22 protein-coding genes are annotated in these 24,469 nt (G+C 66.5%); 8 read left to right on the top strand and 14 right to left on the bottom strand.

The features are described 5' to 3' along the window. The first annotated feature begins 14 nt into the window (after positions 1–14). The 4 genes from purD (at position 15) to hemF (ending at position 3,441) form a co-directional block, all read left to right on the top strand. On the top strand, positions 15–1,310 hold the full coding sequence (gene purD, locus IPK65_14405; protein MBK8164278.1) for a phosphoribosylamine--glycine ligase: 1,296 nt from the start codon (positions 15–17) through the stop codon (positions 1,308–1,310). Positions 1,311–1,335: 25 nt separating this feature from the next. Next, positions 1,336–1,845: a 5-(carboxyamino)imidazole ribonucleotide mutase gene (gene purE / locus IPK65_14400; protein ID MBK8164277.1), complete on the top strand. Its 510-nt coding sequence runs from the start codon at positions 1,336–1,338 to the stop codon at positions 1,843–1,845. A gap of 22 nt (positions 1,846–1,867) precedes the next feature. After that, positions 1,868–2,428: a Sua5/YciO/YrdC/YwlC family protein gene (locus IPK65_14395; GenBank protein MBK8164276.1), complete on the top strand. Its 561-nt coding sequence runs from the start codon at positions 1,868–1,870 to the stop codon at positions 2,426–2,428. A gap of 89 nt (positions 2,429–2,517) precedes the next feature. Next, positions 2,518–3,441: an oxygen-dependent coproporphyrinogen oxidase gene (gene hemF, locus IPK65_14390; GenBank protein MBK8164275.1), complete on the top strand. Its 924-nt coding sequence runs from the start codon at positions 2,518–2,520 to the stop codon at positions 3,439–3,441. 139 nt (positions 3,442–3,580) lie between these two features. On the opposite strand, the gene IPK65_14385 is transcribed toward hemF, so the two are convergent. From IPK65_14385 to metH, 5 genes are all read right to left on the bottom strand, one after another. Next, complete coding sequence (locus tag IPK65_14385; protein MBK8164274.1) at positions 3,581–4,414, bottom strand: symmetrical bis(5'-nucleosyl)-tetraphosphatase; 834 nt, start codon at positions 4,412–4,414, stop codon at positions 3,581–3,583. Positions 4,415–4,585: 171 nt separating this feature from the next. Further along, positions 4,586–5,035 carry a D-tyrosyl-tRNA(Tyr) deacylase gene (locus IPK65_14380; GenBank protein MBK8164273.1) on the bottom strand — a complete coding sequence of 150 codons (450 nt, stop codon included), beginning with the start codon at positions 5,033–5,035 and terminating at the stop codon, positions 4,586–4,588. After that, on the bottom strand, positions 5,032–5,982 hold the full coding sequence (gene pip, locus IPK65_14375; GenBank protein ID MBK8164272.1) for a prolyl aminopeptidase: 951 nt from the start codon (positions 5,980–5,982) through the stop codon (positions 5,032–5,034). Before pip ends, IPK65_14380 begins: the two co-directional genes overlap by 4 nt. 28 nt (positions 5,983–6,010) lie before the next feature. Next, positions 6,011–7,051 (bottom strand): VIT1/CCC1 transporter family protein, encoded by a 1,041-nt coding sequence (locus IPK65_14370; GenBank protein ID MBK8164271.1) that lies wholly within the window; start codon positions 7,049–7,051, stop codon positions 6,011–6,013. Positions 7,052–7,107: 56 nt separating this feature from the next. Next, positions 7,108–9,669, bottom strand: coding sequence for a methionine synthase (gene metH, locus IPK65_14365; protein ID MBK8164270.1), 2,562 nt, complete (start codon positions 9,667–9,669; stop codon positions 7,108–7,110). A gap of 180 nt (positions 9,670–9,849) precedes the next feature. On the opposite strand from metH, the gene IPK65_14360 reads away from it, so the two are divergent. After that, positions 9,850–10,695, top strand: coding sequence for a lysophospholipid acyltransferase family protein (locus IPK65_14360; GenBank protein MBK8164269.1), 846 nt, complete (start codon positions 9,850–9,852; stop codon positions 10,693–10,695). Here IPK65_14360 and IPK65_14355 read toward each other — a convergent pair. The 9 genes from IPK65_14355 to IPK65_14315 form a co-directional block, all read right to left on the bottom strand. Continuing rightward, the gene (locus IPK65_14355; GenBank protein ID MBK8164268.1) at positions 10,690–11,265 is read right to left on the bottom strand and encodes a class I SAM-dependent methyltransferase; all 576 of its coding nucleotides are present in this window, start codon (positions 11,263–11,265) and stop codon (positions 10,690–10,692) included. The genes IPK65_14360 and IPK65_14355 overlap by 6 nt on opposite strands. A gap of 45 nt (positions 11,266–11,310) precedes the next feature. Further along, the gene (locus IPK65_14350) at positions 11,311–12,756 is read right to left on the bottom strand and encodes a potassium transporter (protein MBK8164267.1); all 1,446 of its coding nucleotides are present in this window, start codon (positions 12,754–12,756) and stop codon (positions 11,311–11,313) included. A gap of 69 nt (positions 12,757–12,825) precedes the next feature. Continuing rightward, complete coding sequence (gene trkA / locus IPK65_14345) at positions 12,826–14,199, bottom strand: Trk system potassium transporter TrkA (GenBank protein MBK8164266.1); 1,374 nt, start codon at positions 14,197–14,199, stop codon at positions 12,826–12,828. A gap of 53 nt (positions 14,200–14,252) precedes the next feature. Continuing rightward, entirely contained in the window at positions 14,253–15,605 is a 1,353-nt protein-coding gene (locus IPK65_14340; GenBank protein ID MBK8164265.1) for a sigma-54-dependent Fis family transcriptional regulator, read from the bottom strand. Next, positions 15,602–17,878 carry a HAMP domain-containing protein gene (locus tag IPK65_14335; GenBank protein ID MBK8164264.1) on the bottom strand — a complete coding sequence of 759 codons (2,277 nt, stop codon included), beginning with the start codon at positions 17,876–17,878 and terminating at the stop codon, positions 15,602–15,604. The genes IPK65_14340 and IPK65_14335 overlap by 4 nt, the downstream gene beginning before the upstream one ends. Further along, a complete protein-coding gene (locus IPK65_14330; protein ID MBK8164263.1) occupies positions 17,866–18,447 on the bottom strand; it encodes a DUF4390 domain-containing protein in 582 nt (193 codons plus the stop codon). The genes IPK65_14335 and IPK65_14330 overlap by 13 nt, the downstream gene beginning before the upstream one ends. A gap of 15 nt (positions 18,448–18,462) precedes the next feature. Further along, positions 18,463–19,770 carry a 16S rRNA (cytosine(967)-C(5))-methyltransferase RsmB gene (gene rsmB / locus IPK65_14325; GenBank protein MBK8164262.1) on the bottom strand — a complete coding sequence of 436 codons (1,308 nt, stop codon included), beginning with the start codon at positions 19,768–19,770 and terminating at the stop codon, positions 18,463–18,465. Between the two features lie 51 nt (positions 19,771–19,821). Beyond that, on the bottom strand, positions 19,822–20,790 hold the full coding sequence (locus tag IPK65_14320; protein ID MBK8164261.1) for a methionyl-tRNA formyltransferase: 969 nt from the start codon (positions 20,788–20,790) through the stop codon (positions 19,822–19,824). Positions 20,791–20,822: 32 nt separating this feature from the next. Continuing rightward, positions 20,823–21,326, bottom strand: coding sequence for a peptide deformylase (locus IPK65_14315; protein ID MBK8164260.1), 504 nt, complete (start codon positions 21,324–21,326; stop codon positions 20,823–20,825). 147 nt (positions 21,327–21,473) lie between these two features. Between IPK65_14315 and IPK65_14310 the strand changes: the two genes are divergently transcribed. From IPK65_14310 to IPK65_14300, 3 genes are read left to right on the top strand one after another with little or no spacing between them, the layout of a single operon-like run. Beyond that, on the top strand, positions 21,474–22,541 hold the full coding sequence (locus IPK65_14310) for a LysM peptidoglycan-binding domain-containing protein (protein ID MBK8164259.1): 1,068 nt from the start codon (positions 21,474–21,476) through the stop codon (positions 22,539–22,541). Positions 22,542–22,593: 52 nt separating this feature from the next. Continuing rightward, positions 22,594–23,709, top strand: a complete 1,116-nt coding sequence (gene dprA / locus IPK65_14305) for a DNA-protecting protein DprA (GenBank protein MBK8164258.1) — start codon at positions 22,594–22,596, stop codon at positions 23,707–23,709. Position 23,710: 1 nt separating this feature from the next. After that, a complete protein-coding gene (locus tag IPK65_14300; GenBank protein MBK8164257.1) occupies positions 23,711–24,190 on the top strand; it encodes a DUF494 domain-containing protein in 480 nt (159 codons plus the stop codon). The last annotated feature ends 279 nt before the right edge of the window (positions 24,191–24,469 follow it).

The raw sequence follows: 24,469 nt of genomic DNA, 5'->3' as shown, positions 1-24,469 counted from the left end.
GACCGGTACATCCGATGAATATCCTGATCATAGGCGGCGGCGGCCGGGAACATGCGCTGGCCTGGAAGGCCGTGCAATCGCCGCTCGCCGACACCGTCTTCGTCGCCCCCGGGAATGCCGGCACCGCGCTGGAACCCGATGTCGAGAACATTGACATCGACGTTGTCGACATCCCCCGCCTGGTGGAATTCGCGCGCGCGAACGAGGTCGGGCTTACCATCGTCGGGCCGGAGCAGCCGCTGGTCGCCGGCATCGTCGACGCCTTCCGCGCCGCCGGGCTGCGCTGCTTCGGCCCGAGCCAGGCGGCGGCGCAACTGGAAGGCTCCAAGGCCTTCAGCAAGGATTTCCTCGCCCGCCACCGCATCCCCACCGCGGCCTACGGCGTATTCAGCGAGGTAAAGGCGGCGACCGACTACATCCGCCGCGCCGGCGTGCCGATCGTGATCAAGGCCGACGGGCTGGCCGCCGGCAAGGGCGTGATCATCGCCGCCACCGTGCCGGAGGCGATCGCCGCCGTGACCGGCATGCTCGAAGGCAATGCCTTCGGCGACGCCGGGCACCGCGTGGTGGTGGAGGAATTCCTGCGCGGCGAGGAGGCGAGCTTCATCGTCATGTGCGACGGCGGCCACGTGCTGCCGATGGCCACGTCGCAGGACCACAAGGCGCGCGACAACGGCGACACCGGCCCGAACACCGGCGGCATGGGCGCCTATTCGCCGGCGCCGGTGGTCACGTCCGCGATCCACGACCGCGTGATGAACGAGGTGATCCTGCCGACGGTGCACGGCATGGCGCAGGATGGCATCGTCTACACCGGCTTCCTCTACGCCGGCCTGATGATCGCCGCCGACGGCACGCCCAGGGTGCTCGAATTCAACTGCCGCTTCGGCGACCCGGAGACGCAGCCGATCATGCTGCGCCTGAAGTCCGACCTGGTTGCGCTGTGCCTCGCCGCGGTGGAAGGACGGCTCGACTCCGAGCCCGTCGAATGGGACCCGCGGCCCGCGCTCGGCGTGGTCCTTGCCGCCGGCGGCTATCCCGATGCCTGCGCAAAGGGCGAGGTGATCCGCGGCCTGCCGGCGCGGGAATCCGCCGACGCCAAGGTGTTTCACGCCGGCACCCGCCGCCAGGGCGACGACATCGTCACCAGCGGCGGCCGCGTGCTGTGCGCCTGCGCACTGGGCGAGACCGTCGCCGCGGCGCAGGCCCGCGCCTACGCGCTCGTGCGCCAGATCGACTGGCGCGACGTCTATTACCGTACCGACATCGGCTACCGCGCCATTGCGCGCGAGTCCGGCGCGCACCGCTGAATCCGCACAGAAGGAGAACACCACCATGAGCAAGACCTTTGTCGCCGTACTGATGGGTTCCGACAGCGATCTGCCCGTGATGCAGAATACGCTGGACACCCTGAAAAAACTGCAGGTCCCCTTCGAGGTGCGCGTCACCTCCGCCCACCGCACGCCCAAGGAGACGCACGAGTACGTCGCCGACGCCGACCGCCGCGGCTGTGCGGTCTTCATCGCCGCCGCCGGGCTCGCCGCGCACCTGGCCGGCGCGGTCTCGGCCATCACGGTCAAGCCGGTGATCGGCGTTCCGCTCGATGCCGGCCCGCTGAAAGGCATGGACTCGCTGCTCTCCACGGTGCAGATGCCGGGCGGCATCCCGGTCGCCTGCGTCGCGATCGGCTCGGCCGGCGCGAAGAACGCCGCCTACCTCGCCGCGCAGATGATCGCGCTGTCCGACGCCGCGCTCGCCGCACGACTGAAACAGGAACGCGCCGACAACGCCAGGTCGATAATCGCGAAGAACGCCGCCCTGCAGGAACAGCTGCAGGCGAAATGATCCCCGGGCTGGAACCGACGCGATGAGCGGCAATTGGCAACTGCGCATGGCCGCGCGCAGCGTGCGGGCGGGCGGCGTCATCGCCTATCCCACCGAAGCAGTGTACGGCCTCGGCTGCGACCCGCTGGACGGCGATGCGGTGTCCCGCCTGCTCGACATCAAGCAGCGGCCACTTGCGCAGGGGCTCATCCTGATCGGTGCGAAGTTTTCACAGCTCGCGCCCTACATCGGTCCTGTGTCCAAATCTGTCATCCGGCACGTGCGCGACTCGTGGCCCGGCCCTGTCACCTGGCTGCTGCCGGCCGCGCCCGGCGTCCCCTACTGGTTGAGCGGCGCGCACAAGACCATCGCCATACGTGTCACCGCGCATCCGGTTGCCGCCGCGCTGTGCCGCGCCGCCGGCTATGCGCTGGTCTCCACCAGCGCCAACCGCCATCGCCGGCCGGCGGCCCGCACCGCGCTGCAGGTCGAACGCCACTTCGGCGCCGAACTCGATTACGTGCTGACCGGCAAGGTAGGGCCCCGAAAACGCCCGAGCGAGATCCGCGACGCGCTGACCGGCCATGTCGTCCGGCCGGGCTGAGCATTCGCCCGGGGACAGATTTCAAATCTGTCCCCTCCGCGATCTGCGCTAGAATCCTGACATTCTGTTCACGAACCCGACGGTATCCCATGAGCCAGCCCGACATCGCCGCCGTAAAAACTTACCTGCTCGGCCTGCAGGCGCGCATCTGCTCCGAACTCGAGACCGAAGACGGGTCCGCGCGCTTCGTCGAGGACGCGTGGGAACGACCGGAGGGCGGCGGCGGGCGCAGCCGGGTGCTGGCGAACGGGGCGGTGTTCGAGCAGGCGGGCGTGAACTTCTCGCACGTCATGGGCGCGGGCATGCCGGCCTCCGCCACGGCGCACCGGCCGGAGCTTGCCGGGCGCCGCTTCGAGGCGCTCGGCGTGTCGCTGGTGATCCATCCGAGGAATCCCTACGCGCCGACCTCTCACGCCAACGTGCGCTTCTTCATCGCCGAGAAAGGAGGCGCGGCGCCGATCTGGTGGTTCGGCGGCGGCTTCGACCTGACTCCTTATTATGGATACGAGGAGGACGCGGTGCACTGGCACCGCATCTCGCGCGCCGCCTGTGTTTCCTTCGGCGAGGACGTCTATCCGCGCTACAAGAAATGGTGCGACGAGTATTTCTTCCTGAAGCACCGCAATGAGCCGCGCGGCATCGGCGGGCTGTTTTTCGACGATCTGAACGAATGGGGTTTCGCGCGCTGCTTCGGCTACATGCAGAGCGTCGGTGACCACTACCTGGCGGCCTACCGCCCGATCGTCGCGCGCCGCAAGCAGACGACACCCTACGGCGAGCGCGAGCGCGACTTCCAGCTCTACCGGCGCGGGCGCTACGTGGAGTTCAACCTGATCTACGATCGCGGTACGCTGTTCGGCCTGCAGTCGGGCGGCCGCACCGAGTCGATCCTGATGTCGCTGCCACCGCTGGTGAAGTGGCGTTACAACTGGCATCCCGAGCCGGGTACCGAGGAGGCGCGGCTGTACAGCGATTTCCTGCGGCCGCGCGACTGGCTCACCGAATTTAAATAACACGTGCGGCTGGAAACCCGCCAGGAGCCGGGCAGGCCTCCGACATTCCCGCGGAAGCGGGAAACCAGCCTCCTGAGCTAAACCCTGGATCCGGAGTCTCCGCTGCGCCACGCACGGGATGACCAGGCTTTGTTGCGGCTTATTCCTCCCCCGGCCGGCAGTAGCCGGCGCAGGGCAGGCTGATCCACTGCGGCTCGCCGTCGAGGCGCAGCGCGGTCAGCGCGCCGCCCCAGACGCAGCCTGAGTCGAGCGCGCAGACGCCGGGGGCGTGATAGCGGCCGAGGGTCGACCAGTGGCCAAACACGAGATTGAGATCCGCGCTGGCGCGACCGGGGATATCGAACCACGGTTTCAGGCCGTCATCGCGTCCGAACGGCGAACCCTTCTCCTTCAGGTGGATGCGCCCTTGCACATCGCAGAAGCGCAGGCGCGTGTAGCAGTTGAGGATGAAGCGCAGGCGGTCGGTGCCGCGCAGGTCCTCCGACCACCGATCCGGCTTGCCGCCGTACATGTCGCGCAGGAACGCGACGTAATCATCGGAAGACAGCACGGCCTCGACCTCGGCGGCGCGGGCCGCGGCCTGCGCGAGGTCCCACTGCGGCGGCAGACCGGCGTGGATCATGGTATAGCCGAGCGCGGCATCCTGATGCAGCAGCGGAAGGCGCCGGAGCCAGTCGATCAGTTCGGCGCGGTCCGGCGCGGCGAGGATGTCACCGAAGGTATCACCCGGACCCGGCTCGCGCGTGCCGGTCGCAATCGCCAGCAGGTGCAGGTCATGGTTGCCGAGCACGGTGACCGCGCGATCGCCCAGGCTCTTGACGAAGCGCAGCACCTCGAGCGAATCGGGCCCGCGATTAACCAGATCACCGACGAACCACAGCCGGTCGGTGTCAGGATTGAATTCAAGCAGCGACAGCAGCGTCATCAGTTCGCGCTGACAGCCCTGCACATCGCCGATGGCATAGACAGCCATGGAGCCTCCCTGGGGACAGATTTATTTTTCGCTGTTCATCGGGGACAGATTTATTTTTTGGAATAAATTAATCTGTCCCCGTCGTCAATTATACGACGCGATTCGCGGTACTGATTTAGTTTGGTGCTGACAGCGTGAGGCCAACCTCAATAAATAAATCTGTCCCCGACGTCAGTTATCTGGCGCGACGCGCAGGGAGAAGGTGACCGGGCCGTCGTTGACCAGCGCGACCTGCATGTCGGCGCCGAATTCGCCGGTCGCGACGCGCAGCGGATGGGTGCGCGCGCGCCCGAGGGCGTAGTCGAACAGGCGCCGGGCCTCCGCCGGTTCCGCCGCCGGGGTGAAGCTCGGGCGCAGGCCGGAGCGGGTGTCCGCCGCGAGCGTGAACTGCGACACCAGCAGCGCCTCGCCTCCCGTGTCGAGCACGCTGCGGTTCATGCGCCCTTCGTCGTCGGCAAACACGCGGTAGTTCAGCGCGCGCTCGATCAGGCGGTCCGCCTGCGCCTCGGTGTCGCCGCGCTCCACCGCGAGGAACACCAGCAGGCCGCGGCCGATTTCACCGACGGTGCGAGCGTCCACCTGCACCCGCGCCGAGGCGACGCGCTGCAGCAGCGCGATCATGCCAGGCGCCTGGACAGGTCGACGGTCGCGCGCACCAGCGCGTCGACGATACCGGGTTCGAGCGCGGAGTGGCCGGCGTCGGGGATCACGCGCAGCTCGGCGCGCGGCCAGGCCTGGTGCAGGTCCCATGCATTCTTCAGCGGGCACACCGCGTCGTAGCGCCCGTGCACGATGACACCGGGGATGTCCGCCAGCCGGTGCGCATCGCGCAGGATCTGGTCCGGCTCGAGATAGGACGCGTTCATGAAATAGTGGCATTCGATGCGGGCGAGGCTGAGCGCGGTGTAGGGCTCGGAAAAGTGGTCGACCACCTCCTTGCGCGGCAGCAGGTTCGAGGTCTTGCCCTCCCAGCGCGACCACGCCTTGGCGGCGGCCATGCGCGCGATCTCGTCCTCGCCGGTCAGGCGGCGGTAATAGGCGGGGACGAGGTCGCCGCGCTCGTCCTCCGGGATCGGGCGCAGGTATTCCTCCCAGTAATCCGGGAACAGCCAGCTCGCGCCCTCCTGGTAGAACCAGCGGATCTCCTCCGGCCGGCACAGGAAGATGCCGCGCAGGATCAGGCCGGTCACGCGCTCCGGATGCGTCTCCGCATAGACCAGCCCTAGGGTCGAACCCCACGAGCCGCCGAACACCGCCCAGCGCTCGATGCCGAGGTGCGCGCGGATGCGCTCGATGTCGGCCACCAGGTCCTGGGTCGTGTTGTCGCGCAGTTCGGCGTGCGGCGTCGAGCGGCCGCATCCGCGCTGGTCGAACAGCACGATGCGCCAGACCTCCGGGTCGAAGAAGCGGCGGTGCCACGGCTCGCAGCCGGCGCCAGGGCCGCCGTGCACGAACAGCACGGGAAGCCCGTCCGGATTGCCGCACTCCTCCACGTACAGCGTGTGCAGCGTATCCACCGCCAGACTGTGCGTGACGTACGGTTTGATTGCCGGATACTGCCCGATCATCCCCTCTCCTCGCCGACGCCGGCAACGCCTACGCCAGCGCGGCGCCGAGCCAGTGCCCGATGGCGTAGGTCGCCACACCGGCCCCGCCTCCGATCAGTGCCATGCGCAATCCGCCCCACCACGCGCTTTTGCCGGTGAACAGGCTCAGCGCGGCACCTACCGTGAAGAGCGCGGCCAGGCTGATTGCGACCATCCAGGCGACCGGGCGGCCATCGATCCCTAACAGAAACGGCGCCAATGGTAGCAGCGCCCCGGCGCCGAAGGAAACAAAAGAGGAGGCCGCGGCGCCGAGCGGCGAGCCGAGCGAGCCGGGATCGAGACCGAGTTCCTCGCGCGCGAGCGCATCGAGCGCCGCCGCCGGATTCTCAAGCAGGCCGGTGGCGAACGCGCGCGCCTGCGTCAGGTCGAGGCCGCGTGCGTGGTATATGAGCGCGAGCTCCTCCGCCTCCTCCTGCGGATATTCGGCGAGCTCGTCGCGCTCGAGGCCGATCTGGTATTCGTACAGTTCGCGCTGCGAGCGCACCGAGACGTATTCGCCGGCCGCCATCGAAGCCGCGCCGGCGAGCAGGCCGGCGATGCCGGTCAGCAGGACGATGCCGCTGTCCTGCGCGGCGCCGACCACCCCCATAAGCAGGCAGGTGTTGGAGACGAGGCCATCGTTGACGCCGAACACGGCGGCGCGCAGGTTGCCGCCGCGGCCGAGGCTGGAATGGCGGTAGCCGACCTCCTCCACCGAGGTCGGCATGGCATGTCCGGGGCTGGGCGCCGGGTGCGTGTAGACCGACAGGCCGCGAATCTTCATCGCGGCCAGAGCGGGCCGGATCGCGCGCGGGCCGATGCGCCGGATCAGCCAGGCGATGATGCGCACCCGCCCGGTCGGTCGCGGTCGTTGCGGCACAGCCTCGCCGGCGGCGCGCATCTTGTCTTCCCACAGGCCCGCCTGGGTCTCGGCGGCGTGGGCGAGGGCATTGAACAGGGTGATCTTGGCGGGATCGTCCTCGACCTCCGCCATGACGCGGTAAAGTGAGGCCGAGCGCATCTCCTCTACCCAGCTTTCACTGTTGGACATCGCAACCGCTCCTCAATACCGATTCTGGCGGCCACACGGAGCCGCGGCCGGGCCGGCTAGCGCGCGCCCTGCTTCGCTTCCATGATGGTGTTCATCAGCTTGAGCCCGCCGAAGGCGTCCTTGGCGTAGTGCACCTTGTCCGGCGCGGTGTAGGCCGCGCGGCAATCACCCTCGACATAGCGGCGCGTCAATGCGGCGCCGCCCAGCAGTACCGGGATGTCCACGCCCTGGCGCTTCATCTCCTCGAGGTTTTCCTTCATGATCACCGTCGACTTCACCAGCAGGCCGGACATGCCGACGGCATCGGCGCGGTGTTCAAACGCGGCCTCGAGGATGTTCGTCAGCGGCTGCTTGATGCCGAGGTTGATCACCCGGTAGCCGTTGTTGGTCAGGATGATGTCGACCAGGTTCTTGCCGATGTCGTGCACGTCGCCCTTCACCGTCGCGAGCACCAGCGTGCCCTTCTGCTGGCCGTCGATGCGTTCCATCAGCGGTTCGAGGAACGCCACCGCGGCCTTCATTGTCTCGGCCGACTGCAGCACGAAGGGCAGCTGCATCTGGCCGGAGCCGAACAGCTCGCCGACCACCCGCATGCCGTCGAGCAGCAGTTCGTTGATGATGTCGAGCGGCCGGTATTTCTTCAGGGCCTCGCGCAGGTCGTCCTCCAGCCCCTTCTTGTCGCCGTCGATGATGCGCTGCTTGAGCGCCTCTTCGACCGTCTCGGCCTTCACCTTCACCGTCGCCGCCAACTTGGCGTCCTTGAACAGATCGACGAAGTAGAGCAGCGGGTCGCGGCCGTCGCGCCGTACGTTGAAGATCAGGTCCTCGGCCGCCTGGCGGTGGGCCTCGTCGATCTTGTGCAGCGGCACGATCTTGGACACGTGGATGATCGCCGCAGTCATGCCGCGCCGCTGGGCGTGATGGAGGAATACCGAGTTCAGCACGTGGCGCGCCGCGGCGTTCAGCCCGAACGAGATGTTGGACAGGCCGAGCAGGATCTGGCACTCGGGGAACTCGCGCGCGATGCGCTCGATGGCGTCGAGGGTGTTCTTGCCGTGGTCGCGGTCCTCTTCCACACCCGTGCAGATGGTGAAGGTGAGCGGATCGAACAGCAGGTCGGATGCCGGCAGGCCATGGCGCCCGACCGCAAACTCGTACAGCCGGGCGGCGATGGCGAGCTTGTGATCGACCTCCTTGGCCATACCACCCTCGTCGATGGTGAGGGCGACCACGCCGGTGCCGAATTTCTTCGCGTAACCGAGCACCTTCTCCGCCTTTTCCTCGCCGTCCTCGAAGTTGATCGAGTTGATGATGCTCTTGCCGCCGATCAGCTTCAGCGCGGTCTCCAGCACCGGCGTCTCGGTCGAATCGATCACCAGCGGCACGGTGATCTGGCCGCGGTAGCGCGTGACCACCTGGATCATGTCGGAGGCCTCGGGGCGGCCGACGTAGGCCACGCACACATCGAGCGCATGCGAGCCTTCCTTGACCTGTTCGCGCCCGATGCCGACCAGGGCGTCCCAGTCCTCCGCGCCGAGCAGGTCGCGGAATTTCTTCGAGCCGTTGGCATTGGAGCGCTCGCCGACCGCGAACACCGCGTTCTCCTGCCGCAGCGGCACGCTGGTGTACAGCGAGCTGACCGCCGGCGTCAGCACGATCTGGCGCTTGCGCGGCGCCGGATCGGCGCGCCCGGAGAGCATCGCACGCAGGCGCGCGATGTGCGCCGGGGTGGTGCCGCAGCAGCCGCCGATCAGGTTGACGCCGTCCTCCTCGACGAAGCGCTGCTGCCAGCCGGCCAGCTCCTCGGGCGACAGCGGATATTCCGTCTTGCCCTCCACCAGCATGGGCAGGCCGGCATTGGGCATGATCGAGATCAGACCGGGCCAGTTCTCGCCGAGGTACTGCACGTGCTCGGCCATCTCGGTCGGGCCGGTGGCGCAGTTCAGGCCGATCGCATCCACGTCCATCGCCGCCAGCGCGGTCACCGCGCAGCCGATGTCGGAACCGACCAGCATGGTGCCGGTGGTCTCGATGGTCACCTGGGCGAAGATCGGGGTGTCCGCGCGACTCATGCCCTTCTCCGCGCGCGCGCGCTTGATGGCGTTGATGCCGGCCTTCATCGTCAGCAGGTCCTGGTGCGTCTCGAGCAGGAAGGCGTCGACGCCGCCGTCGAGCAGGCCGCGCGCCTGTTCGTAATAGGAATCCTCCAGCGTGTCGTAGCCGATGTGGCCCAGGCTGGGCAGCTTGGTGCCGGGCCCCATCGAGCCGAGCACGTAGCGCGGCCATTCCGGGGTGGTGAATTCGTCCGCCACCTCGCGCGCCAGTTCCGCCGCCAGGCGGTTCAGCTCATAGGTCTGCGCGACCAGGTCGAATTCGGCGAACACCACCTTGTTGGCGCCGAAGGTGTTGGTCTCGACGCAGTCCGCGCCCGCCTCATAGTAGACGCGGTGCAGCTTGCGCACGAAATCGGGCCGCGTCCGGCACAGGATCTCCGAACAGTTCTCCAGCCCGAGGAAATCCTTGTCGACGTCCCACTCCTCCGCCTGGATCAGGGTCCCGGTACCGCCGTCGCACAGCAGCACGCGTTGGCGCAAACGCTCGATGAATTTTTCTCTCATGACAAATCCGATTACCTTGATTTAGACTGGCCGTCTGATGCAGACAACGCCCCGCGGGCGTCCGGCCGCCGCCGGGGAGCGCGGGCACGCGTAATGCCCGCGCTATTCTAACATTGTCATGAACCGATACGGCCGATGCGGGCCCTCCTGATCAAATTTTTCCTGCGTCTGAGCGCGGCCATGCCCTTGCGAGCCGTCCATGTATTGGGGGCTGCGGGTGGCTGGGCGCTCGCCCGCCTCCCCAGCGAGGCGCGGCGCGTCTCCCGCATCAACATCGCGCGCTGCCTGCCGCAACTGGACGCGGCGGGCCGGGAGCACCTGGTGCGACGCAGCCTGATCGAGACCGGCAGGACGGCGGCGGAGACCGGGCCGCTGTGGCGCTGGGACCGGAGGCGCATCGACAGCCTGGTCCGCGGCGTCGAGGGCGAGGCCGTGCTCGATGCGGCACTGGGCGCGGGGCGCGGCGCGATCCTCGCCATGCCGCACCTGGGCGCGTGGGAACTGACCGCGCTCTACAGCTCCCTGCACCACCGCATGACCAGCCTCTACCGGCCACCGCGCCTGCACGGTCTCGACACCCTAATGACGGCCGCGCGCGAACGCTTCGGCGCCGCACTCGTGCCGGCCGATACCGCCGGGGTGCGCGCCCTGCTCAAGGCGCTGCGGCGGGGCGAACTCCTCGGCATCCTCCCCGACCAGGAGCCGGGTTTCGGCAGTGGCGTGTTCAGCCCGTTTTTCGGCCGTCCCGCCTATACGATGACGCTGCTGGCGCGCCTCGCGCAGCAGACCGGCGCACCGGTGTTCATCGCCTACGCCGAGCGCATCGCGGCCGGCGCCGGCTTCCACCTGCATTTCCTGCCGCTCACACCGGTGTCCGGGGCCTCGGTCGAGGAGATCACCGCGGCCGTCAATGCCGGCATCGAGGCCTGCGTCCGCGCCCTCCCGCAGCAGTACCAGTGGAGCTACAAGCGCTTCAAGACGCGGCCCCCGGGTGAGACGCGCTTCTATACGCGGCGCGCCTCATAGCTTCTGGGCGACGATCATCGCCTCGTCGCGCAGGCCCTGGTCGAGCGCGCCGACACGGCCCTCCTCGCGGTACACCAGCACCCTGAGCGGGGAGAACAGCGCGAGCAATTCATTGTCCGCGAGGCGGTACTCCGGATTCCCGGGGCCGGCCTCCGTCACGCGCGTGCGTGTGAACGTCTGATAAAACAGCAGGCCGCCCCGACGCAGCGCGGCGATGAGATCCGGAGCCAGTCCGCGGTCGAGGTAATGGGCGACCACGAGCACGTCGCAGGAGGCGGGGGCCGGCGGCTGCTCAGTCATGTCGCGCGCCTCCCCGGTGAGCGGAAGCCCGCGCGCCCGCGCGTAGTCGTTGATCTGCCGGATCGCAACCGCGGAGATGTCCCAGGCCCGCGTGACCAGCCCGCGCTCCGCCAGCAGGACGGCGTTGCCGGCACGGCCGCAGGCGATCTCGAGCGCGTCGCCCGCACGCGGCAGCAGGTGCGCGTTCTCCGCCAGCACGCGGGTCGGTGCGCCGGGGAACCCGGTCTTCTGGCTGTAGATGGCATCCCATTTGTCACGGCTTTCGCTCATCTCTTCCCTCCGTATAGTCCTCGTATGGCCCCGCGGGCAGGCGAATCATTTGCGCCAGAAGCCCGGCATGAACAGCACCAGCAGGGTGAACATCTCGAGCCGGCCCAGCAGCATCGCGACGCACAGCACCCACTTCGAGGCCGGGTTCAGATCGGCGAATCCCGACCCCACGCCGCCAAGGCCGACACCCATGTTGTTGATGCAGGCGGCGACCGCGGAAAATGCGGTCACCAGGTCGAGGCCGGTGGCCGCCAGCAGCAGGGTCATGGTACAGAAGCAGACCACATACAGGGAAAAGAATCCCCAGATCGAATCGATCACCTCTCCCGACAGGGCCTTGTTTCCGATCTTGACCAGGTAATGCGCGCTGGGATGGACCAGGCGCTTGATCTCCCTCGTGCCCTGGCGCATCAGCAGCAGGACGCGGATCACCTTGAGCCCGCCGCCGGCGGAACCCGCGCAGCCGCCGATGAAGCTGCTCATCAGCAGCAGTACCGGCAGGAAGGGCGGCCATTGCTGGTATTCAGCCGTGGTGAAACCGGCGGTCGTCGCGATGGCGACGGCCTGGAACAAGCCGCGCTGCAGCGCCTCGCCGGGCGTGTCGAAGATGCCGCTCGCGTAAAGATACACGCCGCTGACCGCCGCCAGGCACCCGAGCACGGTGAGGTAGGTCCTGAACTCCGGATCCCTGAGGTAGGGCGCGACGCTGGCGCCGCGCCAGGCGAGGAAATGCAGGGCGAAATTCGCGCCCGATATGGCCATGAAGAACGTGGCCACGATCTCGACCATCGGGTTGTCAAAGTGCCCGAGGCTGGCGTCATGGGTGGAAAAACCGCCGATCGAAACCGTGGAAAAACTGTGCCCGACCGCGTCGAACAGCGTCATCCCCGCGATCCAGTAGGCGCTCGCGCAGAGCAGCGTCAGCCCGAGGTACAGGTACCACAAGGCCTTCGCGGTCTCGGTGATGCGCGGGGTGAGCCGGTTGTCCTTCATCGGGCCGGGCGTCTCGGCGCGGAACAACTGCATGCCGCCGATGCCGAGCATGGGCAGGATCGCCACCGCCAGCACGATGATCCCCATGCCACCGAGCCACTGCAGCTGCTGGCGGTAGTACAGCACGGAGCGCGGCAGCGCGTCGAGGTCGTTCATTACGGTCGCCCCCGTGGTGGTCAGCCCGGAAAACGATTCGAACACCGCGTCCGTGTATGCAAGCCCCGGCGTGAACACGAAGGGGAGCGCCCCGAACAGCGCTAGCATCACCCACGACAGAACCACCACCAGAAAGCCGTCGCGCAGGCGCAGCTCGACGCTCATGGTGCGTACCGGCAGCCACAGCGCCAGGCCGCAGACCAGGGCGACGGCGAACGACAGCGCGAAGCCCGGCAGGGCGCCGTCGGCGTCGTGCCATGCGAACAGCAGCGGCGGCAGCATGGCCAGGCTGAACAGAGTCAGCAGCAGACCGACTATGCGCTGGATGATGCGGAGCTGCATCGGAGGGTCGTCGGCGCGCGCGCGCGGCGCTTGCAGGGAGAAACGGGCGAAGGGGTCATGCGGGCCTGTCTAGAAGAACGTGACGCCGACCTGGAACAGCCGCTCCACCTCGGCGACCCGCTTCTTGTCGACCAGGAACAGGATGACATGGTCGTCCGCCTCGATCACCGAGTCGTGGTGCGCCATCAGCACCTCCTCCCCGCGCACGATGGCCCCGATGGTCGTGCCCGGCGGCAGCTTGATGTCCCCCACGGCGCGGCCGACCACGTTGGAGGATTTGGTATCGCCGTGGGCCACCGCCTCGATCGCCTCGGCGGCGCCGCGCCGCAGCGAATGCACCACCACCACGTCGCCGCGGCGCACGTGGGCGAGCAGGCCGCCGATGGTGGCGAGGTGGGGCGATATGGCAATGTCGATGGTGCCGCTCTCGACCAGGTCGACATAGGCCGAGCGGTTGATCAGGGAGATCACCTTGCGCGCGCCGAGCCGCTTGGCGAGCATGGCGGACAGGATGTTCGCCTCGTCGTCGTTGGTGACGGCGCAGAACACGTCGGTGTTCTCGATGTTCTCCTCGATCAGCAGATCCTCGTCGGCGGCGTCGCCCTGCAGCACCAGGGTGCGCTCGAGTTCGTTGGACACCTCCTGCACGCGCACCGTGTCATTTTCGATCAGCTTGACCTGGTAGCGATTCTCCAGCGCGCGGGCCAGGCCCTTGCCGATGTTGCCGCCGCCGACCAGGGTCACGCGCCGGATCGGCTTGTCGAGCTTGCGCAGCTCGCCCATCACCGCGCGGATGTCCTCCGTCGCCGCGATGAAGAACACCTCATCGTCGACCTCGATCACCGTGTCGCCCTGGGGGATGATCGGCGCACCGCGGCGGAAGATCGCGGCGACGCGGGTCTTGATGCCGGGCATGTGTTCGCGCAGCTCACGCAGCTCGTGGCCGACCAGGGGCCCGCCGTAATAGGCCTTGACCGCCACCAGGCGCACGCGTCCGCCGGCGAAATCGAGCACCTGCAGGGCACCCGGATACTCGATCAGTCGCTGCACCTGGTCAATGACCACCTGCTCGGGGCTGATCAGCATGTCGATCGGCAGCGCCTCCTGGGTAAACAGCTGCGAGTAGGCGAGATAGTCGCGCGCGCGCACGCGCGCGATCTTGGTCGGGGTATGGAACAGGGTGTAGGCGACCTGGCAGGCCACCATGTTGGTCTCGTCGCTGCTGGTGACGGCGATGATCATGTCGGCATCCTCCGCCCCGGCGCGGCGCAGCACCTCGGGATGGGAGGCCTGCCCGAGGACGGTACGCAGGTCGAGCCGGTCCTGCAGGTCCTGCAGGCGCTTTGCGTCGTGGTCGACCACCGTGATGTCGTTGGCCTCGCGCGCCAGGTTCTCCGCCACCGAGCCGCCGACCTGCCCGGCCCCCAAGATGATTATTTTCATGTGTCGATCGCTTCCCGTACCTGGAATCGTGGATGAGTCACGCCGGTGCCATTCTAATCCTGCTTCGCCTTGATACCGAGCATGCGCAGCTTGCGGTACAGATGCGTGCGCTCTATCCCGGCGCGCTGCGCCACCTCGGCCATGTTGCCGCCGACGACGCCGAGCTGGTATTCGAAATAGGCCCGCTCGAATTCAAGGCGCGCGGTGCGCAGCTCGGAATCGAAGGCGACCGGAATCTCAGCGGTATGGCGCGAACGCACGCCCAGCGCCGTCTCCACGTCGTCCAGGGTGATCTCGTCGCCGGCGGCCAGGATCAGCAGGCGCTGCACCAGATTCTTCAGCTCGCGTACGTTGCCCGGCCAGTGATGGCCGCTGAGGCGCTTGCGCGCCGGGTCGGAGAAACGCAGCCGCGGGAGGTTGTCCTGCCTGACGAAGACGTCGACGTAGTAATCGATCAGCTGCGGCACGTCCTCGCCGTGCTCGCGCAGCGGCGGTATGCGCAGCGGTACCACATTGAGCTGGTAATAGAGGTCCTCCCGGAAGCTACCCGCCTTGATGTCCGCCTCGAGGTCGCGATGGGTCGCGGCCACCACGCGTACGTCGAAAGGCACCGGATCCTTGCCGCCGACGCGCACGAAATGCTTGTCCTCCAGCGCGCCGATCAGCTTGGCCTGCACCGGGAGGCTCATCTCCCCGATCTCGCCCAGCAGCAGGGTGCCGCCGTTAGCCTTTTCGAAAAATCCGTAGCGGATGCCGGCGCCCTGTTCCGCGCCGAACAGTTCGACCGCCGCGTTGTCGCCCGCGATGGCGGCGATGCCCGCCTCGACGAACGGTCCCGCGCTGCGCGCGCTGCAGTGATGCAGGTAGCGCGCGAACAGTTCCTTGCCGCTGCCCGGTTCGCCGCTGATCAGCACCCAGGCATTGTGCCGCGCGACGCGCTGCACCTGTGCGCGGAGGTCCTTCATCACCGCGCTGCCGCCGATCGGCTCGAGCAGCGCCTGTGCCTGTTCACGCAGGCCGACGTTTTCACGCTGCAGCCGGTCGGCCTCCAGCGCACGCTGCACCACCAGCAGCAGCTTCGACAGGGAGAGCGGTTTCTCGACGAAATCGTAGGCACCGAGCTTGGTCGCCTCGACCGCGGTTTCCACCGTTCCGTGGCCGGAGATCATGATCACCGGTGCGTCCACGCCGCCCTGTTGCGACCACTCGCGCAGCAGGCTCAGGCCGTCGGTATCCGGCAACCACACGTCCATCAGAATGAGGTCGGGGCGTCGCTGGCGCCGCGCCTGCCGCGCCTGCGCAGCGTCCTCGGCCACGCTGACCTCGTAACCTTCGTCCTCCAGGATCTCCCGCACCAGCTCGCGGATGTCCCGTTCGTCATCGATCACCAGTATATGGGCGTTCATGATTCAACCTGCCTTGCCTCAGCCTTGTGTTTCCGTTCACCGGGTGCGGTCCGCGCCGTCGCGCTGCCGCCCTGCCTTTCCGCCGCGCCATCCTCCGCAGCCGAGGTTGTCTCAGTCGGGAAGCGAACCACGATGAGCGCACCGCCCTCGCGGGCATTCTCTGCCCACACCATGCCGCCGTGTTCCTCAACGATCTTCTTCACCACCGCGAGCCCGAGGCCGCTGCCCTTGTGCTTGGTGGTGAAATACGGCTCGAAGTAGCGGCCCACCATCTCCGCGGGAAGCCCCGGACCGTTGTCCTGCACGCGCAGCTCGACGCTCTCCGCCCCCGCCTCCAGAACGACTGCGGTGCGCAGGGTGACATGGCATTCACGACCCGCCTCCGCCGCCTCGATCGAGTTCTTGATCAGGTTGTGCAGCAGCTGGCGCATCCGGCCCGAGTCGAGGCGCAATTCCGGCAGCGCGGGATCGAGTTCCGTCTCGAAGCGCGCGCCGCTGTCGCCGCGGTACAGGTCCAGCACCTCGCCGATGATGGTGTTGAGATCGAGCGGCCGCAGCTTGAGCTGGGGTGTGCGCGCATAATCGGAGAAGGCCTTGACCATCTCCTGCATCACCTCAACCTGCTGCACGATGGTGTGTGTGGAGCGATCGAGCACCTCGGCATCCTGCGGGCTCATCTCCTTCAGGTATTTCCGGCGCAGGCGTTCCGCCGACAGGCGGATCGGTGTGAGCGGGTTCCTGATCTCGTGCGCGAGCCGGCGCGCCACCTCCCCCCACGCGGCATCGCGCTGGGCCTGCACCAGCGCGGTCACATCCTCGACCACCAGCACGTTACCGGTCCAGCGGTGCCCCTGGCCGGGCAGCGACGCACCGCCGCACATCAGCACCTGCCGCCCGGACGGTCCGTACACGATGACCTCCCTGCGCCAGTCAGAATCGCCCGCAGCGAGATGCGGCCGGATCGCATCGATGAACGGCCGCAGGTGCTCGTGGTCCCGCGCCAGCGCGACCAGCGGGCTGGAGATGTAGTCCTTGGGCTCGACGCCGAGGATATGGCCGGCGGCGGCATTGGCAGTGCGTATGATGCGCTGCTTGTCCAGCGTCAGTACACCGGAAGACAGGCGTCCCAGCACCGCGCGCAGGTAGGCGCGTTCGCTCTCGGCCTGTTGCTGGCTCTGGCGCGCCTCGTCGCGCGCCTGCGCCAGTCGGCGTGTCATGTCGTTGAACGACTTTACCAGAAAACCGAGCTCGTCACTCGAATGCTGCGGCAGCTGACGGTCGTAGTCGCCGGCGGCCACGGCGCGCGTGCCGATGGCGAGCACGCGCACCGGCGCCACCAGCCGGCGCGCCGAGAAGAACGCCGCCCACACCGCCGAGAGCAGGCTGAGCAGCAGCACCAGCGACAGTGTCAGCATGAAGCTGTACTTGAGCGGTTTGCGCAGATAGGCGAGCTGCTTGTAGCGCGATGAGGCATCCTCAACGCTGGCGGTGAGCTCGTTTACGCGGCCGGAAACGGGATACATTGCCTGCAGCAGGCGTGTCTCCAGCACCGGCCGCATACCGGGAAGTTCGATCAGGATGCGCACGTAAAGCTCGTCGTCTCCGACCGGGTCCAGGCTGATATAGGTATCGCCGCGCCGGGCCTGGCGCAGCACCGCGTCAGGGGGAAGATTCGGCATGATCGCGAGCGGGTTGAGGCTGCTGAAACCGATGATGCTGCCGGCCGCCGTCATCACGGTCAGCTCGTAGACGTCGTTCTGCACCCGCAGGTCGTTCAGCACGAGCGGCAACTGCTCGTCCGGCACCAGAGTCAGGTCCGTGCCGATCTGCTTGGTACGGCGCAGATATTCTCGCTTGCGCTCGTCGAGGGAGAGGCGGCTGAGCTCGAGGGCGTCGTCGAAGGCCTCCTCGATCTGCACGTCGAACCAGCTGTCGATCCCGCGCTCGATGAAACCGAGCGAGAAGTAATAGACCAGGGATACCGGCACCAGGGCGAGGATCACAAACATCACCACCAGCCGGACAGTAAGACGGGAACCGGCCGCCCCCTTGCGGTACTGGCGCACCAGCCGCGCCAGGTTGGTGCCGATGAGGATGACCAGGGCCACCAGCCCCAGGATGTTGATCAGCAGGAGGCTGAAGTAGAGCCGGCCGAATTCCTCGGAATTCTGCGTCGCGGCACTCATCATGTAAAGCGAGACCAGCAGCAGGGCGAACAGCGCCAGGATCGGCACTGTGCCCCCGCTCAGCTGACGCAGCCTCAGAGCGGCCATGTGTACCACTCGCTGTTCAATTGCCAGTCCTTCGACACCAGCGCGAGCAGACGCAGCGGCACCGGCAGCTGGTCGACGTCGAGCTCCGCCATCAGGCGCCCGCTGTAGGTCCCGCCCTCCTCGAGCAGGTATCCGTCGATGACGGGCAGGTCGACGACGGTGCCGAGCACGGTCCGTGCGGCGTCGAACGACGGGAATATGTACTGCGAACCGCTGTTGAGATTGCGCAGCATGTACTGCTGGCTGAGCGCATGAAAACTGAGCTGATAACGCTGCTCCAGGCTGGCAACCTTCCGGCTCCACAGATAACTGCGTTCTTGCAGTATCTCTATCCTCATCACCACTGTGAGAGATACGCCTTTCTCCAGGGCCTCGAGTGCCGGCTGGCTGAAATGGTAGTCGATGTTCGCGTGGAGATAATAGACGTCATCCCTGAGCTCGGTGTGCGCCTCGCGCACGACCACTCCGGGCGCGGCGTCCACGTCCGCAGTTGTCGCGTCATCCGCCGCCGCCACACCGGCGCACAGCGACAGCAGCGCGGCCACGACCCAGTGACGATGCACGCTCATGGCGCCGCGGCAGCTTCAGGCATGGGGGAGCTTGTCCAGACACGCATAATAGAAACCATCCATACCATCCTCGCCGGGGAGGATCTGCCTCCCGGCGGACAAAGCCCTCCCCCATTGCGCTTCCAGCCGTCGCACGGCCGCGTCAGGATGCCGCGCCAGAAATCGGGCAATCTGTCCGTCATTTTCCTCGGGAATGATAGAACAAGTCGAATACAAGAGCATACCGCCCGGCTTGAGCACGGACCACGCGGCCTCGAGCAGGCGCTCCTGCTGCGCGACCAGCGGCGTGATGTCCGCTTCCCGGCGCAGGCGTTTGATGTCCGGGTGGCGTCGTATCACCCCGGTTCCCGAGCAGGGGGCGTCGAGCAGGATGCGATCGAACGGGATTCCGTCCCACCAGTCCTCCGGCGTACCGGCATCGGCGCACATCAGGGTCGCGGCCAGGCCGAGGCGGTCGAGATTCTCCTGCACCCGCTGCAACCTCACTGCGTCCAGGTCCAGGGCGAGCAGCGACTCGAGCCCGGGCTGCAACTCGAGGATATGCGCCGTCTTGCCTCCCGGCGCCGCACAGACGTCCAGCACGCGCTCACCGGGCCGGGCCGCGAGCAGCACGGCGGCCAGTTGGGCCGCGGCGTCCTGCACCGACACTCGACCGGCGGCGAAACCGGGCAGGCAGTCCACATCAAAAGCGTGCTCGAGCACCAGCGCCTCCGCACCATGCGGATGAGGGGAGGCGGCGATGCCGGCGGCGGCGAGCTCGCGCAGGTACTCATCCCGTCCACAGCGGCGTCGGTTTACGCGCAGATGCATGGGTGGGCGCTCGTTGCCGGCCAGCGCGATGCGCCTCCAGTCGTCCGGCCACGCCATCTGCAAGAGGTCAAGCATCCAGCGCGGATGCGCCAGCGCCGCCGCCTCGTCACGGTCCGCCCGCTCCAGAACCTCCGCACGCTCGCGCTGAAAACGGCGCAGCACGGCATTGATCACCGAACGCGCCCACGGCTTGCCCAGGGCGGCGGCGAGGTTCACCGCCTCGTCCACCGCCGCATGAGGAGGAATCCGTGTGTATAGTAACTGATAGAGGGCGGCGAGTATGGTGCAGTGGACATCGGTATCGCGTTCCTTCAGCGGCTTGCGCATGAGAACAGCGGCAACGGCCTCAAGCCGCGGCCACCAGCGCAGCACCCCGTAACACAGATCCTGAACCAGTGCGCGCTCGCGCGGGTCCTCCACCTTGCGGACCACGGGGGGCAGACTGGCGCTCAGCGAGCGGCCGGCGCCGAACACCTCCACCAGCACTGTGACTGCCGCGCGGCGTGCGTCCATGCCTCACATGCGCCCTCTGGTTATGACGGCGACCCGCCACGCGGCATACATTCAATCCGCCGGCGTCGCATTGCCACCAAGAATGACGCCGTCCGATAGGGCATGGGCATTGATGAAATCCCCCGTGGAGACTGGACGGCCGCCCGCGAGCTGCACCTCGAGCAACCGCAGTACTCCGCACCCGGTCGCCACGTCAATGCCGTCACGGCCGGCATGCAGCAGGGTGCCCGCCGCCGCCACGGCACCGGCGGAGGCGAGCACCTGCGTCCGCCAGACACGCAGCCGCCCATATGGCGGCAACGTTGTCGAGGTCACCGGCCAGGGATTGAAGGCACGCACCCGGCGCTCCAGCTCTTCGGCCGGCCGCGACCAGTCCAGCTCCGCCTCCGCCTTGTCGATCTTTGCGGCATAGCTGGCCTGGCTGCTGTCCTGGGGTATGCCTGATACAGTGCCGTCCTCGATGCGGCCGATCACCTCGAGAACGGCATGTGCTCCGAGCACGGCCAGTTTGTCATGCAGGCTTCCCGCAGTCTCTGCGGGCGCGATCGGACACACGGCGCGATGCAGCATCGCTCCGGTATCGAGACCGCGATCCATCTGGATGATGGTAATGCCAGTCTCTACATCCCCCGCCAGCAGGGCGCGCTGGATCGGCGCAGCCCCGCGCCAGCGCGGCAGCAGCGAGGCATGGATGTTGATGCAGCCGAAGCGCGGAATCTCCAGCACTGCCGCCGGCAGGATCAGACCGTATGCCACAACGACCATGAGATCGGGCGCGAGCGCACGGAGGATCCGCTGAATCTCCGGATCCTTCAAGCTCTCGGGTTGATGGACGGGCAGGCCGCGCTGGCTGGCCAGTTGCTTGACCGGACCGGGTTGCAGCTTGCGGCCGCGCCCGGCGGGACGATCCGGCTGCGTCAATACAGAGTGGACCGCATACCCTGCGTCCAGCAGGGCCGCCAGCGGTATAGCGGCGAACTCCGGCGTGCCGGCGAAGACTATGTGCAAGCCGTGCTTCATGGGATCCGAGACAATGTCAGCGAGCGCCGCGCTTACAGGGTGCGGCGGCGGTATTTTTCCAGCTTTTTCTTGATCCGCTGCCGTTTCATCTCGGTCAGGTAATCCACGAACAGCTTCCCTTCGAGATGGTCCATTTCATGCTGGATGCAGACGGCGAGCAATCCGTCCGCCTCCATTTCATACGACGCGCCGTCCCGCCCGACGGCCTGCACCCGAATGGCGGCCGCCCGCTCCACGGTGTCGTAGATACCGGGGACGGACAGGCATCCCTCCTCCATGACCTCGCTCCCCTCGCGCGCCAGGATGACCGGATTGATCAGGCATACCGGCGCATCGCGCGTCTCACTGATATCAATCACGATCAAGCGCTTGCTAACGCTGACCTGGGGCGCCGCGAGCCCGATGCCGGGCGCGTCGTACATAGTCTCCAGCATATCGTCGACCATTTGACGCACTTCGTCGTCCACCTGTTCGACAGGTTCGGCCTTGATGCGCAGGCGCGGGTCTGGATAGTGCAAAATGTGAAGTATTGCCATGCTGTATTACCCGGAACCGCTGGGAAATCCATAGTTTTCCGGCATGCGGCATCTTAATATCCGCCCACCCACGCCGATAACTACGGTACTTGGTGTAATATGCCCGCTGCTTCCACAACCCTGTGATGATTTAACAAGGCAAGTCAGATGTCAAACAAACACCTGTTTTTGCGATTGATACTCCCGTTTGCGCTGGTCTTCAGCGCAAATCTGCCGGCCGATACCGTCAAGCTGGCGCCCGATCATCCGGATGAATACGTGGTCGCGAAAGGCGACACCTTGTGGGACATCTCCTCCCGTTTCCTGCAGGACCCCTGGCTCTGGCCGGAACTCTGGCAGATCAATCCGGCGATCGAGAATCCCCACCTGATTTATCCAGGGGACATCATACAGTTGGAATATATCGATGGGAAACCAGTACTTACCGTGCGACGCGGCGATGATCGAAGCGGGCTGCCGACGGTCAAGCTGACTCCCGGCGCCCGGTATTCCTCCCTGGAAACCGCCATACCCACGATCCCGATCGACGCCATAAAGCAGTTTCTGCTTCATCCGCGCATCGTCAGCGACGAGGAACTGGAGGCAAGTCCCTACATCGTCGCGACCTCGGAAGGTCATCTGATCAGCGGGACCGGCGACAAGGTCTATGCACGCGGCCTGGAGCAGGACACCGATATTCACTCCTATAATATTGTGCGGCGTGGCCAGGTATACCGCGATCCGGCAAACCCCAAGCAGATCCTGGGGTACGAGGCCATCGACGTCGCCGGCGCGGACCTCACCGCGACCGGTGACCCCAGCACGCTGCTGATCACCCGTGCCAATCGCGAGGTCCTGAAAGGGGATCGCCTGCTCGCCCCCCTGGATGAGGAACTGGACCAGTACTTCACTCCGCGCGCACCGCAGTCCGATGTGGACGGCCAGATCATATCGGTGCTCGACGGCGTCTCCCGAATCGGCCGCCTGCAGACCGTGGTCATCAACCGCGGCAGGGTGGATGGCCTGGAGAAAGGCCATGTGCTGGCGGTCTACCGGACCGGTGAGGTGGTGCGGGACACGGTCGGCGCCGCGAACGGCGGCGACCGTATGGTGAAACTGCCCAATGAACGCGCCGGTACGTTGATGATCGTACGGCTGTTCGATAATATCAGTTACGCGCTCGTCATGGAGGCGACGCGTGATCTGCGCATACTCGACACCGTAGACAACCCCTGACGGGCAACCGCCGGGACACAGGGATGGACTTCGGCGCCACGGCGCCGCCGACATGGATGAGATCGCCTACTGGCTCGCCTTGCTGCGCGCGCCGGGCATTGGCCCGGTGCGTTTTCGCGAGCTGCTCCAGCGTCTTGGCTCCCCCCGCGCGGTCTTTCAGTTACCGCCCCGCGAACTTGCCTCAACCGTGCAGTTGCCAACCGAGTCGGTACGATACTTTGAAAGGCCGGCGTGGTCCGATGTCGAAAATGATCTGCGCTGGATCGCCCAGCCAGGACACCATGCGCTGACCCTGCATGCGCCAGGGTATCCACCCTGGTTGAGGGAGGTCCATGATCCGCCGCCGGTACTGTTCATACAGGGTGATCCCGTCTGCCTGTCATTGCCGCAGGTCGCCGTGGTGGGCAGCCGAAATCCGACGCCGGCGGGTCTCGATCTGGCGCACGAGTTCGCCCTCGAGCTCGCCCGCCACGGCCTTGCGGTGACCAGCGGACTGGCGGCCGGCATTGACGCCGCCGCCCATCGCGGCGCGCTGGCGGCGGGTGGCATCACCATCGCCGTTGCCGGGACGGGCCTGGACCGGGTATACCCGGTCCGGCATGAGAAGCTGGCTGCGGAGATCCGTCGCACCGGCGCCCTCGTCTCGGAATTTCCTCTCGGCAGTCCGCCGCTGCCGGATTCATTTCCGCGCAGAAACCGTATCATCAGCGGTCTGAGCCGCGGGGTACTCGTCGTCGAGGCCGCCCTGCGGAGCGGCTCGCTCATCACTGCGCGGTACGCACTGGAACAGGGACGGGAGGTCTTCGCCATCCCGGGCTCCATCCACAATCCCTGCGCACGCGGGTGCCACGCGCTCATCCGCGCCGGGGCCAAGCTGGTCGAGAGTATTCATGATATTCTGGAGGAGCTGCACCCGGCCGCCATCGGATTCCAGCCTTCAATGCCGGATGATGCGCGGTGTGGCGCGGCGATAAATTCATCTTTGGATGAAACAATGGCCGCCGTTCTGCGTCAAATCGATTATGCCCCTACGACAGTCGATTGCCTGATCGAACGCACCCGTCTGCCGAGCGAGCGCCTGTGCCCCATATTGCTGGAGCTGGAAATGACCGGCCACATCAGCGCCGCGCCGGGCGGGATCTATGCGCGCCGGAACGAAAGGAAATGACGTGAAAGAAAACACTCTCGATGTCCTCATGTACCTGTTCGAGCATTGTCTCGACGAGGATCGTTCCGTCGAACAGGATGAATCCGCGCTGAAGGGGATGCTGCGCAGCGCGGGATTCGCACAGATGGAAATCAACAAGGCCTTCCTCTGGCTGGAGAATCTGGCACAGCGGCATGTCGCCCCGGATTCAGGCGGGATTGCATCGAGCGGATCCCAGCGCGTCTACTCGGCGCCCGAGCTGGCGAAGCTGGACCGCCACTGCCGCGGCTTCCTGCTCGCGCTCGAGCTGCACAAGGCCATCGATGCGGCCACGCGTGAAATCATCATCGAGCGCGCCATGGCGCTCGAGCTGGATGAGTTCACCCTTGAGCGCTTCAAATGGATCGTCATGATGGTGCTCGCGAATCAGCCGGAGAGCGACCAGGCGCATGCCTGGCTCGAAGCCGTCATCTTCGACAGAAACAGTGGCCACATGCACTGACGCCGGCGCCTTGCCTACGCAACAAAGCGACCGGTCGTCCTACCGCGCCGGTTCGCAGCCAATTCATCAATCCAATCAAGGAACAACCCGTCCTTGCCGATCCCGTCACGGCCGGTGATTTGAACCATTGCACCACTTGCGCAGTCTTATCGGATACGAACGGGCAAGCTGCCGGCACGCGTGCACGGAGGGTGCGGTGGACTTAAGATTTTCAACGCGATACCGAAACAGCTTTGACAGTCGGTGGATCGCACCTCTAATATAGGCGCGTTTTTCTCG

The organism is Gammaproteobacteria bacterium (assembly GCA_016712635.1).
GTDB lineage: Bacteria > Pseudomonadota > Gammaproteobacteria > SZUA-140 > SZUA-140 > JADJWH01.
The sequence above is the reverse complement of the archived record's forward strand: the minus strand, read 5'-3'. Positions and strand labels throughout refer to the sequence as shown.

Coding starts and splice junctions, on each gene's coding strand:
- hemF (MBK8164275.1), top strand. CDS start 2,518: ATGAGCCAGCCCGACATCGCCGCCGTAAAAACTTACCTGCTCGGCCTG.
- purE (MBK8164277.1), top strand. CDS start 1,336: ATGAGCAAGACCTTTGTCGCCGTACTGATGGGTTCCGACAGCGATCTG.
- IPK65_14385 (MBK8164274.1), bottom strand. CDS start 4,414: ATGGCTGTCTATGCCATCGGCGATGTGCAGGGCTGTCAGCGCGAACTG.
- metH (MBK8164270.1), bottom strand. CDS start 9,669: ATGAGAGAAAAATTCATCGAGCGTTTGCGCCAACGCGTGCTGCTGTGC.
- IPK65_14335 (MBK8164264.1), bottom strand. CDS start 17,878: ATGGCCGCTCTGAGGCTGCGTCAGCTGAGCGGGGGCACAGTGCCGATC.
- IPK65_14315 (MBK8164260.1), bottom strand. CDS start 21,326: ATGGCAATACTTCACATTTTGCACTATCCAGACCCGCGCCTGCGCATC.
- pip (MBK8164272.1), bottom strand. CDS start 5,982: ATGATCGGGCAGTATCCGGCAATCAAACCGTACGTCACGCACAGTCTG.
- IPK65_14350 (MBK8164267.1), bottom strand. CDS start 12,756: ATGCAGCTCCGCATCATCCAGCGCATAGTCGGTCTGCTGCTGACTCTG.
- IPK65_14330 (MBK8164263.1), bottom strand. CDS start 18,447: ATGAGCGTGCATCGTCACTGGGTCGTGGCCGCGCTGCTGTCGCTGTGC.
- trkA (MBK8164266.1), bottom strand. CDS start 14,199: ATGAAAATAATCATCTTGGGGGCCGGGCAGGTCGGCGGCTCGGTGGCG.
- IPK65_14395 (MBK8164276.1), top strand. CDS start 1,868: ATGAGCGGCAATTGGCAACTGCGCATGGCCGCGCGCAGCGTGCGGGCG.
- IPK65_14360 (MBK8164269.1), top strand. CDS start 9,850: ATGCCCTTGCGAGCCGTCCATGTATTGGGGGCTGCGGGTGGCTGGGCG.
- IPK65_14320 (MBK8164261.1), bottom strand. CDS start 20,790: ATGAAGCACGGCTTGCACATAGTCTTCGCCGGCACGCCGGAGTTCGCC.
- rsmB (MBK8164262.1), bottom strand. CDS start 19,770: ATGGACGCACGCCGCGCGGCAGTCACAGTGCTGGTGGAGGTGTTCGGC.
- IPK65_14340 (MBK8164265.1), bottom strand. CDS start 15,605: ATGAACGCCCATATACTGGTGATCGATGACGAACGGGACATCCGCGAG.
- purD (MBK8164278.1), top strand. CDS start 15: ATGAATATCCTGATCATAGGCGGCGGCGGCCGGGAACATGCGCTGGCC.
- dprA (MBK8164258.1), top strand. CDS start 22,594: ATGGATGAGATCGCCTACTGGCTCGCCTTGCTGCGCGCGCCGGGCATT.
- IPK65_14370 (MBK8164271.1), bottom strand. CDS start 7,051: ATGTCCAACAGTGAAAGCTGGGTAGAGGAGATGCGCTCGGCCTCACTT.
- IPK65_14380 (MBK8164273.1), bottom strand. CDS start 5,035: ATGATCGCGCTGCTGCAGCGCGTCGCCTCGGCGCGGGTGCAGGTGGAC.
- IPK65_14310 (MBK8164259.1), top strand. CDS start 21,474: ATGTCAAACAAACACCTGTTTTTGCGATTGATACTCCCGTTTGCGCTG.
- IPK65_14355 (MBK8164268.1), bottom strand. CDS start 11,265: ATGAGCGAAAGCCGTGACAAATGGGATGCCATCTACAGCCAGAAGACC.